Here is a 16,225-nt window from a genome sequence, read left to right on the forward strand (position 1 = left end):
TCTTCCCATGATCAACGTGACCAATCGTACCAATATTAACATGCGGTTTTGTTCGTTCAAACTTGCTCTTCGCCATTGCTATTAATCTCTTGTTTTATTCCCTATTTTTATTAGCACCTAGGGACAGTTCTGCAAAACTTAAGTCTGACCAGACTGTAAACAGCCCAATCACCACAACTCTTAGACGGAAAACCCCACCAAATCTATAAATGGAATATCCTCCATCATACCTATTTGCCCAATCATCAACAACCATTTGGAGCGGGTAGCGGGAATCGAACCCGCATATTCAGCTTGGAAGGCTGCTGCTCTACCATTGAGCTATACCCGCATGACCCACGTACTAACTCTCCTTCGATGAATGGTGGAGGGGGTTGGATTCGAACCAACGTAGCATACGCAACGGATTTACAGTCCGCCCCCTTTAACCACTCGGGCACCCCTCCATTACACCGATAAAGTCGCGCAATGAGACATCACGACAACCATCTTGAATACCCATTCAATTCAATCTGATTGCGAAGTGGTTATGACGATTACTATTGTATCTGTCAACAGAATAAATACAATTCTGTACAAATTTCCTGCTCATAATTTTAAATCATAGATTTTTTCTCTCTATTTTTCTTATTAACACGTTATAAAGAAGCTATGAAAGAAAAAACATCACAAAATTCTCATTATGCTCGTTTGCGTCGCCGATATCGCGATACAAAAGGCTCTCCTTCTCGATCTTTTACACACCCAAAGAAGAAAGCTGCTTCTTTACAGCAAGAGATCATCCATCTTTATGGCATTCATTCTGTTCAGGCTGCTTTAGAAAACCCAAAAAGAATTTTAAAATGTCTTTACGTTACACAAAATGCCTTAAAACGATTAAATATATCCGAATCAGATTATCCTTGCTCTGTTACATTATGCACCCCCAAATATCTTGATTCGCTTGTTGGAAGTGAGGCTGTTCATCAAGGTATTGTTTTGGAAACTCTCCCCCTCAAACCATGCAAACTGTCGGAACTAACCAATACTGATCTGGTCATTGTCATGGATCAAATTACCGATCCACATAATGTTGGCGCTATTATGCGCTCTGCAGTTGCATTGAAAGCTAAAGCACTTATTACAACTTGCCGTCACTCTCCCCACGAAAGCGGTGTTCTTGCGAAAGCGGCATCTGGAGCTCTGGAAATGATTCATTATATTACCGTACGAAACCTTGCTGAAGCTCTTCAAGAACTTCATCAAACAGGTTTTACAAGCTTTGGTCTCGATTCAGAAGGTGACCAACCTCTAGAAACAGCATTAACAGGGAATAAAATTGCTCTTGTTTTAGGAGCAGAAGGTAAAGGTTTACGTAAAAAAACACGCGAAACCGTTTGCGCTTTAACACGCCTTGACATGCCTGGAAATATTAAATCATTAAATGTTTCAAATGCAGCAACAATAGCTCTTTATGTGGCACATCAATATCTTAGATTCTAGTTTTTAATTTTTTGTGAAACATCAAAAAAACCAACCAACAAAAAACCCGCAAAAAACCCGCCAATATGAGCTTCCCATGCTATTGAGATGCCATTTTCTTCAAACAAAATAGAAAAAATACCTATGATCAAATCAGTCGTCAGCCATACACTCATATAAACAAGAACCCCCTTAGAACACAGAGCTTTTTTGACAGATAATAAAGGTCCTAAAAGTTTTTCGTTCTGCGCATTGACAGCTAGATTACCACTAGGAAAACCATAACGTGCAATAGCACCCATCATTCCAGATACGGCACCTGACGCCCCAATAAGTGATATGGTACTTTCTTGATGAAATGTAAAATAAGTCAAAACAGAAATAACTGCCGTTAACACCCAAAAAATTAAAAAACGTAAAACACCAAAATGCCTTGCTAAAGGAGAGCCGAAAACCAAAAGCCAAACCATATTAAGAGCAACATGTTTAAAACTACTATGCATAAATGAATAACTCACCATGGTATAACAAAATGCTACAGGATCCCTCTTAAACAATGCTGGTATAAATGAAAAAAGCTCAAGGCTTTCAACATAAACATGATGAGAAAAAAAATACTGAGAAATGCAATAAAGACAAAAACAAAATGCTATCAAAACAACTATAATAAATGGAACATTCAATAAGGGTTCTTTAGGTTGTTTTGGCAATCGGGAAACATCATTATGTTGGTGACTAGAAACTTTCATTGTATAAAATCTCGTATTTTTTAGAAAATGGGTTATACTTTATACAAAATAAATATACCATTCCCAGTGATGCAGAATCTTCTCAACGCCTCTTCGAAACCCCTTTTTAAATTTTCAATAGCTCTATATGAAAACACGTGTATTTTATACAAAAGATTTTAAAAAGCATGGATATCAAGAATATGATTTACAAACTTAGTGGTATCCTACTTACTTAAATGTGAAGTTACCATGCAATATACAAGAACTTACGAATAGACAAACTCACTTATGAGGTGGTGTATAATAAAAATATATAAACATTATTTTCTTACTAGAAATATATTGATTATTGCATTTTTTAACCAAGCTATACTTCGATTGATAAACTTTAAAGAATCTTAAATCTCAATTTTTCCATTAATATGGCCTGCATTGCTTCTACGCTTTGAACGAAAAACGACATCTCTATGAGAAAAATACCAATACAGCGTTCTCTAGATATAATAATTAGTGTTTCATGATAAATTACTTACTTGATAATCTGTTTCCCACATACATGCAAAAGCGTCAGTTCATCTCTTTAACAAATATAAACAAGCCTTTCATTTCAACCTTTAACAGATATAATTCAAGAACTGTCTCTTATGAAACACTTAAAAAATATGTTGATTCTAATGATGCATCTTTGAATTTAAACAGTTCATGACGGAATTTTTTATTCCTTTTTTAGACAGTGTTATTGACACATCCGCCACTTGTAACGCGCAAGAGAATAGTTTGGATTATTCAATATAAAAAAAATTAAATGAGGTAATCATAGGAATTTGCTATTAAGTTGTAAAATGATAAAGGACCATTATAAATCAATGTATTATAAATAGATAACACACTAATTATTGAAGAGGAAGATCTTGAGCATTCTGCTTGCAATCCTTTAACCACACATCATAAATAGGATGCTCAACAGCGTTCAAACCAGGACTATCTGCAAACATCCATCCTGTAAAAATACGCCGTATTTTTTTATCTAATGTTACTTCATTGACTTCAACAAAACCAGTTGTACGCGTGGGTTCATCTTTAGAGCTCGTATAACACGCACGTGGTGTTACCTGTAATGCACCGTACTGATAAATTTTACCAAGAGTAACTTCAAAACGTGTGGTCCGTCCCGTGATTTTGTCAAGACCTGCAAAAACAGCAATTCCATTGCTAATACGCTCAGCCCGCACCCCATTATTTAAGGATAAAAACACTAAAATTCCCATTAAAAAAATATATATAAAATGCCTCACCCCTAACAATAAAAAAAATCTCATCATATCAAAATCAATCGCACCTTAAAAAATAATTCTTTTCATAACATAGAGTCAAATAAGACAAAAATACACACGCACATTAAAACATGTTATTTTTTAGGTGACCACGCATCATAATCTTCATGCACACAAGAACGCTCTCCATTGGAGGTGATAGCTCCCTTTGGTCGATAGCCCTCACTTGTTCCTGTCATATTTGCAACATGAGGCTTTTCCCATTCATAAGGATGATAATCCTCTTGTGTTGGTGGACACTCACAGCGATGATGAATCCAGCCATGCCAACCTGGTGGAATAGTAGAGGCCTCAGAATAGTCTTTATAGATAACCCAACGGTGCGGATAACCATCCTTATGAAGTCCTCCTTCATAATATATATTTCCAAACTGATCTTCCCCTATCCGCTTACCTTTGCGCCATGTGAAAAAACGCGTACCAATGGTATTGCCATTCCACCATGTGAAGATTTGCTTAAAAAAACGAGCCATCTGCTATTCCATTCATTTAGTGCGTTCATGAAATTAATCGTTGGAATAAAATTATTAACGATTGAAATTATCGAAAAAGTTACTAGTAAATTCAACTACAATTCCAATTGATAGGTTAACGTGCTATCCTTTAATTTCAAGAAGATATCATATGTATGGCTTCTTCTCCACCCCATAAAATTTAATCTATGCCAAGTTTCATCTTAACCAATTCATTAACAGCTTGGGGATTTGCCTTACCACCTGTTACTTTCATTACCTGTCCAACAAACCAACCAGCTAAAGCAGGTTTGTGCTTTGCTTGCGCAACTTTATCAGAATTATTGGCAACGATCTCATCAACAGCTCTTTCAATAGCCTTTGTATCCGTTACCTGCTTCATATTTCGTTCTTCTACAATTTGGCGTGCATCTCCCCCCTCATTCCAAATAATCTCAAAAAGATCTTTGGCAATTTTTCCAGAAATAACTCCTTCTTTTATAAGATCAATAATGCTTCCCAATTGATTTGGCGATACTGGTGACTCTTCAATCTCACGATTATCTTTATTTAAAGCCCCTAAAAGGTCGTTAATCACCCAATTGGCAACTATTTTTCCATCACGCCCACGCGCTACCTCTTCAAAATAATCAGCAATAGCCTTTTCTGTCACAAGAATGGAAGCATCATACACTGTCAATCCCATTTCCTTAACAAAACGTGCTTTTATAGCGTCAGGCAACTCTGGTAAGTCTGCTGCCAAAGCATCCACAAATGCTTGATCAAATTCTAACGGTAAAAGATCAGGATCAGGAAAATAACGATAGTCATGCGCTTCTTCCTTTGAGCGCATAGAGCGCGTTTCACCTTTAGCGGCATCAAAAAGCCGAGTCTCTTGATCTATGACGCCTCCATCTTCTAAAATTGCGATCTGACGACGCGCTTCATATTCAATTGCTTGACCAATAAAGCGAATAGAATTCACATTTTTAATTTCACAGCGCGTTCCAAAATTTTCACCAGGACGACGAACAGATACATTGACATCTGCACGCATAGAACCTTCATCCATATTGCCATCGCAAGTGCCCAAATAACGAACAATCGTACGCAATTTTGTCATATAGGCTTTGGCTTCATCTGATGAGCGCATATCAGGCTTGGAAACAATTTCCATAAGAGCAACACCAGAACGATTAAGATCTACAAAAGACATTGTTGGATGTTGATCGTGCATCGATTTTCCAGCATCTTGTTCAAGATGCAACCTCTCAATTCCCACTTCAATATCCTCAAATTGGCCATTCGAATCTGGACCAACAGATATAATAATCTTTCCCTCTCCCACAATCGGATAGCGAAATTGAGAAATCTGATACCCCTGCGGTAAATCTGGATAAAAATAGTTTTTGCGATCAAAAACAGATCTTAAATTAATATGCGCCTTTAATCCTAACCCCGTTCGAACCGCTTGACGAACACATTCTTGATTAAGAACAGGTAACATACCTGGCATGGCTGCATCAATAAGTGATACATGACTGTTCGGCTCTGCACCAAATTTTGTTGATGCTCCTGAAAAAAGTTTTGAATTTGATATGATTTGCGCATGAACTTCCATGCCAATGATGACTTCCCAATCACCTGTAACTCCAGAAATAAAACGCTTAGAATCAGGAGTACGCGTATCAATGATGCTCATTGCCAATCCACTACCAATATTTTAAAATTTACTCATGGCTTATCTAAAACCATTCTCTCAGTGTAACCCCAGGACATAAATCTTACAACACAAGCCCGTTTCTATCGGGCTTGTTCTGTTTGCATAAATATTAAGCTTTTTTAGGAGCCTTTTTCTTAGCTGGTTTTTTCTCTGTAGACGTTTCTTTCACTGCAGACTTTTTCTTTGCCGGCTTTTCTTCAGGGATATCTGATTCGTCATATTCTTTCATCAACTCTTCAACCGTCACTTCTTTATCTGTGACTTTTATCTGTGCTAATAAATGATCAATGACCTTTTCTTCAAAAATCGGAGCACGTAGATTTTCAACAGCTTCCGGAGTCTTACGGAAAAAATCCATAATCTCTTTCTCTTGTCCAGGATACTGGCGAACCTGATCAAAAACTGCTGCTTTTAGCTCATCCTCACTAACTTTAACACCAACCTTCATGCCAATTTCAGAAAGCACCAAACCAAGACGAACACGACGCTGCGCAAGGACACGATATTCCTCACGTGCCTTTTCTTCTGTAATACCTTCATCTTCAAAACTGCGCCCAGCCTTTTTCAAATCATCATTAACCTGAGCCCATATATTGTTAAACTCAACCTCTAAAAGTTCTTCAGGAATCTCAAAATTATAATCAGCATCTAAAGCATCAAGAATTTGACGCTTAACTTTTTGACGTGTCACTGAACCATATTGGCTTTCAATCTGCCCACGAACGACCTCACGTAAGCGATCTAGAGACTCTAAACCAACTTTTTGCGCTGCTTCATCATCAATTTTTAATTCATCTGGTTTAAAGACAGCTTTGACAGTAATGTCAAACTCTGCTTCCCGTCCCGCCAAATGTGCCGCACTGTAATTATCAGGAAATTTAACAAAAATCGTTTTTACATCCCCAGCTTTCACACCAACCAATTGCTCTTCAAAACCAGGAATAAATTGTTTTGACCCAAGAATCAGTTGTGCATCACTATCTGCCCCACCTTCAAATGGAACGCCTTCAAGCTTACCTTGATAATCTATGGTAATGCGATCACCTTCTTCAGAATTCCCCTCTTTTAGAGAATAATTACGCGTAGAAGAAAGGACGCGATTGACTTGATCATCAATATCCTGTTCAGGAATAATTGCAATTTCACGGATAACCTTAATATGTTCAAAATCTTTAATGTCAATTTTTGGTAAAACTTCATACTTTAAACTAAAAGTAAAATCAGCTTTGCCATCTAGAATTTTTTCATCTTCATCTATATCAATTTTTGGCTGCATCGCTGCACGTTCATTGCGGTCCGCTAAAATAGAACGGGGTGCATCACTGAGTATCTCATTGAGAATCTCCGCCATAAAGGATTTACCATACATTTTTCGCAAATGCCCACTAGGCACTTTACCGGGACGAAAACCATTAAGCTTGATTTTTCCCTTGGTATCATCCAATCGTTCATTCAACTTTTCTTCTAAATCTTTCGCTGGAACCACGATCTTAATTTCGCGCTTCAGTCCTTCATTAAGCGTCTCGGTAACCTGCATTAAACACCTTCATTTTTCTAAGGAGAGGGATCAACCCACTCTAATAATCATTACATTCTAACACTTCGAGTGTTACATTTACCATGAAGCGGAATTTCAGACACGTAGAAATCCGTAGCACTTAAGGGATTGCTTTGGTGCGGATGGAGGGACTCGAACCCCCACGGTCTCCCGCCAGAACCTAAATCTGGTGCGTCTACCAATTTCGCCACATCCGCTCAAACTTACAAGCTAATAACCTTATACAAGCGGCGTTTCTATACCATTAATTACAGAAAAAAAGCAAACAAATATATTAAAAAAAACAAAATCTATGCTTTTCATACATAACTGCTTACGCTAAAAGTCAATTATGTTAAAGACATTTGATATCCCAATTCATATCATCGGTGGCGGTCTTGCGGGGTGTGAAGCAAGCTGGCAAATCGCTCAGTCAGGAATTTCTGTTGTTTTGCATGAAATGCGACCCGAAAAAAAATCAGATGCCCATAAAACCGATAAATTGGCAGAACTGGTTTGTTCAAATTCGTTTCGTTGCGATGATTCATTAACAAATGCCGTAGGACTTTTACATGCTGAAATGCGATTAGCAAAATCGTTAATTATGAAAGCTGCTGATGCCAACAAAGTTCCCGCAGGTAGTGCTCTTGCTGTTGACCGTGATGGATTTTCAAAAACCGTTACGACAGCACTTGAAAACCACCCTCTTATAACAATCAAACGTGAAGAAGTTCAAGAAATTCCTAAAGCTTGGAAACATGTTGTCATTGCAACAGGCCCCCTTACATCGCCTGCACTTGCTCAAAAATTACAAGCAATAACCGGTATAAAAGCTCTTTCTTTTTTTGATGCAATTGCACCTATTATCCATACCGACAGTATTGATATCAACATTTGTTGGTATCAGTCTCGCTATGATAAAATTGGTCCTGAGGGAACAGGAAAAGATTATCTTAATTGTCCCCTCAACAAAGAACAATATGAAACATTCGTTGAAGCGTTAAAAAATGCTGAAAAAACAGAGTTTCGTGACTTTGAAAAAACGCCCTATTTTGATGGATGCCTCCCCATTGAAATTATGGCTGAGCGCGGACTTGAAACGTTAAGACATGGTCCTATGAAACCTATGGGCTTAACTAATGCCCATAACCCTACAGTTAAACCCTATGCTGTCGTTCAATTACGCCAAGATAATAAACTTGGAACGCTTTATAATATGGTCGGCTTTCAGACAAAATTGAAATATGGTGAACAAATTCGCATTTTTAGAATGATTCCCGGTCTTGAAAAAGCAGAGTTTGCGCGTCTTGGTGGTCTTCACCGCAATACCTACCTCAACTCGCCAATTATTCTTGATCAAACCCTTCGTTTAAAACAAAAAAAACAACTACGCTTTGCAGGGCAAATTACCGGATGTGAAGGTTATGTAGAATCAGCGGCAATAGGGCTTCTTGCTGGACGTTTTGCTGCTGCCGAATATCATCATATTTCCCCTTGCCTACCCCCACAAACTACAGCATTCGGAGCCCTTTTGAATCATATTACAGGGGGACACATCATAGATGAAAAAGCAGAAACACAATCTTTTCAGCCAATGAATATCAATTTCGGACTCTTTCCCCCTATTGCTTCTATTAAACATTCAGGAAAACGCTTACCAAGTAAAGAAAAAAAATTAGTAAAAAAACAAGCCATAACAGCGAGAGCTCTCAATGATTGTACTCAGTGGTTAGCAAATAAAGAATCAAAGAGCTCCTGTTTATAAAAAACACACGATTCGCCTCTCTCCTACTGAATAGATCTTTATAACTCTCGTGAAAAAATCATTCTAAAGCCTTTTAAAGACTGTCTCCCCCAATCAATAAATACTACCCTACGTTTCATCATTTATTCAATTATGTAGATGCTGTAAAATAACTTTTGGCTATAAAAAAACTTTACCGCTATCAATAATTTAATATGATTTAATGACTAAAAACAAAATAATTATATAAACATATTATGAATAATCAAAATAAATAAATGGAGATACACAAGTAATACTGTACTATCTTTATTAATAGTTTTTATATTACGTAATGTATATTATTTTATAAGAGTAATTTTTCTGTTTTTTAACTTCCTCCCTCAAAATTTGTGATGTTCTCTCATTTTAACTCTTGTATGATGAAGGAAAAATACTCGCTTGCATATCACAAGTGAAACAAAGATATGGAAAAAATATTTGTAGGATAGAGCTGGAGCTATCTCTCCCCTCTCAAATGCCAAGAAAAATCCCAATATTAAAAACCAAATCTGAATATCAAAAGATTTTTTTATTTCAGGATCTTATAATAAATCAATAAAATTATCCTCTTGGTGCGTCACAAGAAAGGTTGGCGTATAAGAGTAAAAGAATAAAACTATCCCTTATGCACTCGTCTCAGATATCTGGGGCTAGTCGCAACATTATAGGAACTGAGAAAATAGATAGCATGGTGGCACCAACATGCACTTTTATTAAGCGTAAATGGTGATATATAATAACTTTTATGGACTTTACAGAGTTTTCCGCTTCATATTATTTACGGATCTTGTTTTGAAATAAATACCGTAACACTTCAGCGTAATAAAAGTTAATATTACATTTTATAAGCCATACCCGCGCTCAATTAATACAGTACAATATTTCATTGAAAAGACTAAAAACAATATATTTCAGCAATACATGAAAATAAAAAATATCGCAAGGATCTCAAAGTTTTATGTGAAAAACAAGCATAACACATGTGTTAAAAAAACCCGCTTATAAATAAATCGGGTTTTTTTAATGTAGCTTAAATTATTTTTTATTAACTGCTTCTTTAAGGCTTTTTCCTGCAGAAAATTTGGGTACAGAACGTGCTGGAATATCGATTTCAGCACCAGTTGAAGGATTACGCCCCTTTGTTGCAGCACGATGAGAAACTTCAAAAGTGCCAAAACCTGGAAGACGAACATCTCCCCCTGAAGCCAAAGCTTCTGTTACAGAAGCCATAAAAGCATCAACAACAGCACCAGCTTGCGCTTTCGAAACACCTGCCTTTTCAGCAACGGAGCTAACGAATTCACTTTTATTCATAAAATATTTCCTTTCCCTATATTACCTGAACATGACTTAATCATGTTATTGGTCAGTTTATTGAAAAGTACAGCAAACAGAAGTCTTATTTTTATCCAAAACATTGTTTTTTTAGCAATAATCACAGTTATTCACGGAATTTTTCACTTTTTCCAACAAAAAACAGAATAATAACCTCAACAACACCTTCTACCACCTAAAAAATGCCGTTATAAATGAGATAAGTGAATCAGTGCGCAATCTGTATCCCTTCACTATCACTGCTCTCTGACCGGATTGGCACAGCCCCTGTAGAGGGTTCTTTCCATTCAATAGTGTCTGGAAAACGAACCAAAGCGTGTTTCAAAACTTCACTCACATGATTTACCGGAATAATTTCCATATTATTTTTGACATCATCAGGAATATCAACCAAATCTTTTGCATTTTCTTCAGGAATAAGTACTTTTTTTATCCCTCCTCGAAGAGCTGCTAAGAGTTTTTCTTTTAATCCACCAATGGGTAAAACGCGTCCACGTAAAGTAATTTCACCAGTCATTGCAATATCTTTATGCACAGCTACTCCTGTAAGGACCGAAACAATTGCTGTCACCATTGCAATCCCAGCCGATGGGCCATCTTTTGGTGTCGCACCCTCTGGAACATGAACATGGATATCGCGTTTTTCAAAAAGTGGAGGTTCAATACCAAAATCAACAGCACGAGAACGTACATAAGATGCTGCCGCTGAAATGGACTCTTTCATAATATCACGTAAATTTCCAGTTACAGTCATCTTCCCTTTGCCGGGCATCATAACTCCTTCAATAGTCAATAACTCTCCACCGACTTCTGTCCACGCAAGACCTGTTACAACACCAACTTGATTTTCTCCTTCAATCTGATTGTAATGATAACGTTTAACACCCAAGAAATCATGAATATTACTTTCTGTAACTTTTACAGATTTTTGATGTGTTTTGAGAATTTTTGTAACGGATTTGCGGGAAATTTTCATGAGTTCACGTTCAAGGTTACGAACGCCTGCCTCACGTGTATAAAACTGAATAATTGACCTTAGTGCTCCATCAGAAATACTGAGTTCTTTTTTAGACAAACAGTGATCTTTTAGTGCCTTTGGTAAAAGATGCTGTTTAACAATTTCCATTTTCTCACATTCAGTATAACCAGCGATACGAATAATTTCCATACGATCCATTAACGGACCTGGAATATTAAGCGTATTGGCAGTTGTGATAAACATGACATCAGAAAGATCATATTCAACTTCCAAATAGTGATCAATGAATGTACCATTTTGTTCAGGATCAAGAACTTCTAATAAAGCGGATGAAGGATCGCCACGAAAATCTTGGCCCATTTTATCAATTTCATCAAGCAAGAAAAGCGGATTAGATTTTTTTGCTTTTTTCATAGACTGGATAATTTTTCCAGGCATCGATCCAATATATGTTCGGCGATGTCCACGAATTTCTGCTTCATCTCGGACACCTCCCAATGAGATACGAACATACTCACGTCCCGTTGCCTTTGCAATAGAGCGCGCTAATGATGTTTTCCCTACACCTGGAGGACCTAATAAACAAATAATGGGACCTTTTATCTTTGACGCGCGACTTTGTACGGCCAAATATTCAATAATTCGCTCCTTAACTTTTTCAAGACCAAAATGTTCATTATTCATGACCTTTTCAGCAAAATCTAAATTGTTTTTAATCTTAGATTTTTTACCCCAAGGCATTGCTAATAACCAATCAAGATAGTTACGTACAACTGTCGCTTCTGCAGACATCGGAGACATATTCCGTAATTTTCTCAATTCTGCTCCAGCTTTTTCCTGCGCTTCCTTGGATAGTTTTGTATTTTTGATACGTTCTTCTAATTCAGAGAGTTCATCTCGGCTATCATCACCTGCTCCTAACTCTTTTTGAATAGCCTTCATCTGCTCATTGAGATAATATTCTCGTTGGTTTTTTTCCATTTGCCGTTTAACATGCGAACGAATACGTTTTTCAACCTGCAAAACAGAAATTTCTCCTTCCATGAAGGACAAAACACGTTCAAGACGGGCCCGCACAGGTAAGAGCTCTAATATTTCCTGTTTTTCTGCCAGTTTAATCATCAAATGAGAAGCAATCGTATCGGCAAGCTTAGAAGGATTATCAAGCTGGCCAATCGCATTCACAACTTCAGGAGAGATTTTTTTATTAAGCTTTACATAGTTTTCAAAATAAGTAATCACTGACCTTGAAAGAGCTTCAATCTCAACATCACTCTCTCTAGGTTCTTCTGTAACAGTTGCAAAAGCCTGATGATAACCTTCACTTAAAGCAAATTGACTAATTTTTGCACGTGCAGTTCCTTCAACCAAAACCTTTACAGTACCATCAGGAAGCTTTAAAAGTTGAAGAATATTAGCAAATGTACCAATATGATAAATATCCTCTGATTTTGGATCGTCATCAGAAGCATTTTTTTGTGTCACCAATAGTATTTGCTTATCAACCGCCATCGTTTCTTCAAGAGCACGAATTGATTTTTCGCGGCCCACAAAAAGTGGAACAATCATATGGGGGAAGACAACAATATCACGAAGAGGTAAAACAGCATAAACCCCATCTCTTACTTCATCTGTCTTTTCATCAATATATTGCATAACTCTCCTTTCTGGAGCCTATGAGCTATCTACAACAATTAGCCCACCTTTAGAAAATCTCAGCTCTTCACTGTACATGAAGTGGTAATTACTCATACATAAATCAAGCATTATAATGATATTATTAGAAACACCTATCAAATACCGTTCACTACCACCTTTTATATTGTGCATCGCACAGTGTCATGCTGATACATTTTCTTTATCTTCTGCACGTTCTGAGTAAATATAAAGAGGACGCGCTTTACCATCAACGACATCACTCGAAATAACCACTTTTTGAACGCCTTCAAGAGCCGGTAGCTCAAACATCGTCTCAAGAAGGATCTTCTCCATAATAGAACGTAAACCACGAGCACCAGTTTTACGTTCAATTGCTTTCTTTGCAATAACACGTAAAGCATCTTCATGAAATGCTAACTCAACATTCTCCATTTCAAAAAGACGCTGATATTGCTTTACTAACGCATTTTTAGGTTGGGATAAAATTTGCATGAGGGCGTTAACATCTAAATCCTCTAAGGTAGCGACTATAGGAAGCCGCCCAATAAATTCTGGTATTAAACCAAATTTAATAAGATCTTCAGGCTCTAAATCACGAAAAATTTCACCGACACAACGCTCATCCGGAGCCTTAACAGTCGCAGAAAAACCAATAGAAGTTTTTTCACCACGCCCTGAAATGATCCGTTCTAAACCTGCAAAAGCTCCCCCACAAATGAATAAGATGTTTGTGGTGTCAACCTGAAGAAACTCTTGTTGCGGATGCTTACGTCCACCTTGAGGAGGAACAGAAGCAATCGTTCCTTCCATAATTTTTAATAATGCTTGCTGAACTCCTTCCCCCGAAACATCTCTTGTAATAGAAGGATTGTCTGCTTTACGAGAAATCTTATCAACCTCATCAATATAAACAATACCACGCTGCGCACGTTCAACATTATAATCTGCTGCTTGAAGAAGCTTCAAAATAATATTTTCAACATCTTCTCCCACATAACCCGCTTCAGTCAAAGTGGTCGCATCCGCCATCGTAAAAGGCACATCAATAATACGTGCTAATGTTTGTGCAAGATAAGTTTTACCACAACCCGTTGGACCAACAAGAAGAATATTTGATTTAGCCAACTCAATATCATTGCTTTTAGACTGATGCGCCAACCGTTTATAATGATTATGAACAGCAACAGAAAGAACACGCTTTGCATGCTGCTGACCAATAACATAGTCATCAAGAACTGTTATAATTTCCTGTGGCGTAGGAACACCATCACGCACCTTAACCCCAGAAGACTTATTTTCTTCCCGAATAATATCCATGCAAAGCTCTACACATTCATCACAGATAAATACAGTAGGCCCCGCAATGAGCTTACGCACCTCATGCTGACTCTTGCCGCAGAACGAGCAATAGAGAGTATTTTTTGATTCGTTCCCGCTATTGCTAATTTTGCTCATTTTTCTTTCCTTTCACCACAATATATGAACACTTTGCCTTTTCAAAGGAAGCCTTTCATCATGAAAACTAAAAGACATATAGAAAACCATGCATGTCTCAATACTTTTAGGTGTTTCTCTTATTTTGCGATATTTTTTATAAAACTCTTGATTTAAAGTAGCTGTTTTTTCTATAAAAATTCTTAATCTTTTTCTTCTTTTTCAGTTTCTGCACGGTATTGTATAACATCATCAACTAAGCCAAACGCTTTGGCTTCTTCTGCTGTCATAAAATGATCGCGATCGAGAGTTCTCTCTATAACCTCATAATCTTGACTCGTATGTTGAACATAAATTTCATTTAAACGCCGTTTCATCTTTATAATATCTTGCGCATGTCGCTCAATATCTGAAGCTTGACCTTGAAAACCACCAGATGGTTGATGCACCATAATACGTGCGTTTGGCAATGTAAAACGATGACCTTTTGCTCCAGCCGTTAATAATAAAGACCCCATAGATGCCGCTTGCCCCATGCAAAGCGTAGAAACAGGAGGGCGAATAAACTGCATAGTATCATAAATAGCCATACCAGATGTTACGACACCACCTGGAGAATTAATATAAAGACTAATTTCTTTTTTAGGATTTTCCGCTTCCAAAAAAAGCAATTGTGCACAAACAAGCATTGCCATACCATCTTCAACAGGTCCATTAATAAAAATAATCCGTTCCTTTAAAAGACGGGAAAAAATATCATAGGCCCGTTCACCACGATTTGTTTGTTCAATAACCATAGGAACAAGGCTTAATGCTGTTTTCATTGGATCACTCATATTTTTACTTTCCGTTCATATAACAACCGCTCTTTACACATTCAATGTTTTTGTCCATATGTTAACATTACTCTCTTGTGCAAGCTACAATCAAGAGATTGTATAAGATAGATTAAAATCTCAATAGTTAAAATAGCAATAATAACTCTACCTAAACAAATGATGAACATCCGGAATGCGAGATACCGCCCAATGGTAAAAACTTCCTTCCTGAGGTCTTTTCGTGGCCTTTGTCTTTCTGTGAATATGAAAGCCTATCAAGCGTGAATCTGTAAGCGGCTTTACGCCAAAAGCTGGTTCAAAAATACGTTCAGTTTTTCGCCCAGTCCAATAATAAAAAGTTTCCTTTTCCTTTGCTTCATGAAAAAAACCATATCGTTTTGCTAATCGTGAAATACCATCATTGCCAAATATTGTAACGCCAAGATTTCCCGGTAAAATCGGCATTTTTTTCCTCTTTAACCAGAACGGTCTCCAAACACGACGCTTAAACCCAAGCCAATGAGGAATAATTTCTGTGCCAGCCCAATAATCCTCAAATATTTTTATAATAGGGTTATTGGGCGGAAAATAAAGTGCAGAAACGCCTACTCTTGTATTATTTTCTCTTGCCAACCAAACCTTATCCGCATCTGGATGAAATTGTTTAACAAGGTAAACATCTGTATCTAACCAAACACCTTGTTGATATTTCATCAGCATAACACGAAAAAAATCCGAGAACTGAACAATTGTACACCCTAATTTATCATCAGAAAAATCGGGATCAAGGCGATAAATTGCTGAGCGTGGTAAAATTGATTCGGCTTCATGCAGCTCAACACCAGCAGGGAGATTATCTATTTTTTATCATAACTAAAAAGCTTAACGCGCTGTCCAGTTTTAACCATTGAAGACAAACAAAGCCTATCCACCAATCTTAATTGTCCACTATACCAAAAAGTACAAATATCCATAG

11 protein-coding genes, 3 tRNA genes and 2 pseudogenes are annotated in these 16,225 nt (G+C 37.2%); 2 read left to right on the top strand and 14 right to left on the bottom strand.

The genetic code is table 11. The annotated features are described in order from the left end of the window. The 3 genes and pseudogenes from ACFIMI_RS01205 to ACFIMI_RS01215 all read right to left on the bottom strand — a co-directional run. A pseudogene (locus ACFIMI_RS01205) lies at positions 1-76 on the bottom strand (elongation factor Tu); the annotation flags it as partial. 181 nt (positions 77-257) lie between these two features. Then, positions 258-331 (bottom strand) — tRNA-Gly (locus tag ACFIMI_RS01210). Between the two features lie 31 nt (positions 332-362). Next, positions 363-446 (bottom strand) — tRNA-Tyr (locus ACFIMI_RS01215). Between the two features lie 205 nt (positions 447-651). Between ACFIMI_RS01215 and ACFIMI_RS01220 the strand changes: the two genes are divergently transcribed. Further along, entirely contained in the window at positions 652-1,482 is an 831-nt protein-coding gene (locus ACFIMI_RS01220) for a TrmH family RNA methyltransferase (protein ID WP_375612889.1), read from the top strand. Here ACFIMI_RS01220 and ACFIMI_RS01225 read toward each other — a convergent pair. The 6 genes from ACFIMI_RS01225 to ACFIMI_RS01250 form a co-directional block, all read right to left on the bottom strand. Further along, positions 1,479-2,210: a rhomboid family intramembrane serine protease gene (locus ACFIMI_RS01225; protein ID WP_375692183.1), complete on the bottom strand. Its 732-nt coding sequence runs from the start codon at positions 2,208-2,210 to the stop codon at positions 1,479-1,481. The genes ACFIMI_RS01220 and ACFIMI_RS01225 overlap by 4 nt on opposite strands. A gap of 875 nt (positions 2,211-3,085) precedes the next feature. Next, complete coding sequence (locus tag ACFIMI_RS01230) at positions 3,086-3,511, bottom strand: DUF2155 domain-containing protein (RefSeq protein ID WP_375692209.1); 426 nt, start codon at positions 3,509-3,511, stop codon at positions 3,086-3,088. An 89-nt stretch (positions 3,512-3,600) separates the two neighbouring features. Continuing rightward, entirely contained in the window at positions 3,601-3,999 is a 399-nt protein-coding gene (locus ACFIMI_RS01235) for an NADH:ubiquinone oxidoreductase subunit NDUFA12 (RefSeq protein WP_375612891.1), read from the bottom strand. Positions 4,000-4,180: 181 nt separating this feature from the next. Then, the gene (gene gatB, locus ACFIMI_RS01240) at positions 4,181-5,680 is read right to left on the bottom strand and encodes an Asp-tRNA(Asn)/Glu-tRNA(Gln) amidotransferase subunit GatB (RefSeq protein WP_375611286.1); all 1,500 of its coding nucleotides are present in this window, start codon (positions 5,678-5,680) and stop codon (positions 4,181-4,183) included. A 130-nt stretch (positions 5,681-5,810) separates the two neighbouring features. Further along, positions 5,811-7,238, bottom strand: coding sequence for a trigger factor (gene tig, locus ACFIMI_RS01245; RefSeq protein WP_375692184.1), 1,428 nt, complete (start codon positions 7,236-7,238; stop codon positions 5,811-5,813). A 135-nt stretch (positions 7,239-7,373) separates the two neighbouring features. Next, positions 7,374-7,456, bottom strand: a tRNA-Leu gene (locus ACFIMI_RS01250). A gap of 134 nt (positions 7,457-7,590) precedes the next feature. Here ACFIMI_RS01250 and trmFO point away from each other — a divergent pair. Next, positions 7,591-9,003 (top strand): methylenetetrahydrofolate--tRNA-(uracil(54)-C(5))-methyltransferase (FADH(2)-oxidizing) TrmFO, encoded by a 1,413-nt coding sequence (gene trmFO, locus ACFIMI_RS01255; protein WP_375612893.1) that lies wholly within the window; start codon positions 7,591-7,593, stop codon positions 9,001-9,003. 1,056 nt (positions 9,004-10,059) lie between these two features. On the opposite strand, the gene ACFIMI_RS01260 is transcribed toward trmFO, so the two are convergent. The 5 genes and pseudogenes from ACFIMI_RS01260 to ACFIMI_RS01280 all read right to left on the bottom strand — a co-directional run bounded on the left by ACFIMI_RS01260 (position 10,060) and on the right by ACFIMI_RS01280 (position 16,223). Further along, positions 10,060-10,338: an HU family DNA-binding protein gene (locus ACFIMI_RS01260; RefSeq protein ID WP_375611283.1), complete on the bottom strand. Its 279-nt coding sequence runs from the start codon at positions 10,336-10,338 to the stop codon at positions 10,060-10,062. A gap of 229 nt (positions 10,339-10,567) precedes the next feature. Continuing rightward, positions 10,568-12,994: an endopeptidase La gene (gene lon, locus ACFIMI_RS01265; protein WP_375612894.1), complete on the bottom strand. Its 2,427-nt coding sequence runs from the start codon at positions 12,992-12,994 to the stop codon at positions 10,568-10,570. Positions 12,995-13,177: 183 nt separating this feature from the next. After that, the gene (gene clpX, locus ACFIMI_RS01270; RefSeq protein ID WP_273723371.1) at positions 13,178-14,452 is read right to left on the bottom strand and encodes an ATP-dependent Clp protease ATP-binding subunit ClpX; all 1,275 of its coding nucleotides are present in this window, start codon (positions 14,450-14,452) and stop codon (positions 13,178-13,180) included. Between the two features lie 182 nt (positions 14,453-14,634). After that, positions 14,635-15,267, bottom strand: coding sequence for an ATP-dependent Clp endopeptidase proteolytic subunit ClpP (gene clpP, locus ACFIMI_RS01275; protein ID WP_375611281.1), 633 nt, complete (start codon positions 15,265-15,267; stop codon positions 14,635-14,637). Positions 15,268-15,414: 147 nt separating this feature from the next. Beyond that, positions 15,415-16,223: pseudogene (locus tag ACFIMI_RS01280) on the bottom strand (hypothetical protein). Between the last annotated feature and the right edge of the window lie 2 nt (positions 16,224-16,225).

Source organism: Bartonella sp. AP4SXKL (assembly GCF_042195845.1).
Classification (GTDB): Bacteria; Pseudomonadota; Alphaproteobacteria; order Rhizobiales; family Rhizobiaceae; genus Bartonella.

Excerpts from the sequence above, each read along its gene's own strand:
- ACFIMI_RS01230 (WP_375692209.1), bottom strand. The coding sequence starts at position 3,511 with ATGAGATTTTTTTTATTGTTAGGGGTGAGGCATTTTATATATATTTTT.
- ACFIMI_RS01225 (WP_375692183.1), bottom strand. The coding sequence starts at position 2,210 with ATGAAAGTTTCTAGTCACCAACATAATGATGTTTCCCGATTGCCAAAA.
- ACFIMI_RS01220 (WP_375612889.1), top strand. The coding sequence starts at position 652 with ATGAAAGAAAAAACATCACAAAATTCTCATTATGCTCGTTTGCGTCGC.
- trmFO (WP_375612893.1), top strand. The coding sequence starts at position 7,591 with ATGTTAAAGACATTTGATATCCCAATTCATATCATCGGTGGCGGTCTT.
- clpX (WP_273723371.1), bottom strand. The coding sequence starts at position 14,452 with ATGAGCAAAATTAGCAATAGCGGGAACGAATCAAAAAATACTCTCTAT.
- ACFIMI_RS01260 (WP_375611283.1), bottom strand. The coding sequence starts at position 10,338 with ATGAATAAAAGTGAATTCGTTAGCTCCGTTGCTGAAAAGGCAGGTGTT.
- gatB (WP_375611286.1), bottom strand. The coding sequence starts at position 5,680 with ATGAGCATCATTGATACGCGTACTCCTGATTCTAAGCGTTTTATTTCT.
- tig (WP_375692184.1), bottom strand. The coding sequence starts at position 7,238 with ATGCAGGTTACCGAGACGCTTAATGAAGGACTGAAGCGCGAAATTAAG.
- ACFIMI_RS01235 (WP_375612891.1), bottom strand. The coding sequence starts at position 3,999 with ATGGCTCGTTTTTTTAAGCAAATCTTCACATGGTGGAATGGCAATACC.
- clpP (WP_375611281.1), bottom strand. The coding sequence starts at position 15,267 with ATGAGTGATCCAATGAAAACAGCATTAAGCCTTGTTCCTATGGTTATT.
- lon (WP_375612894.1), bottom strand. The coding sequence starts at position 12,994 with ATGCAATATATTGATGAAAAGACAGATGAAGTAAGAGATGGGGTTTAT.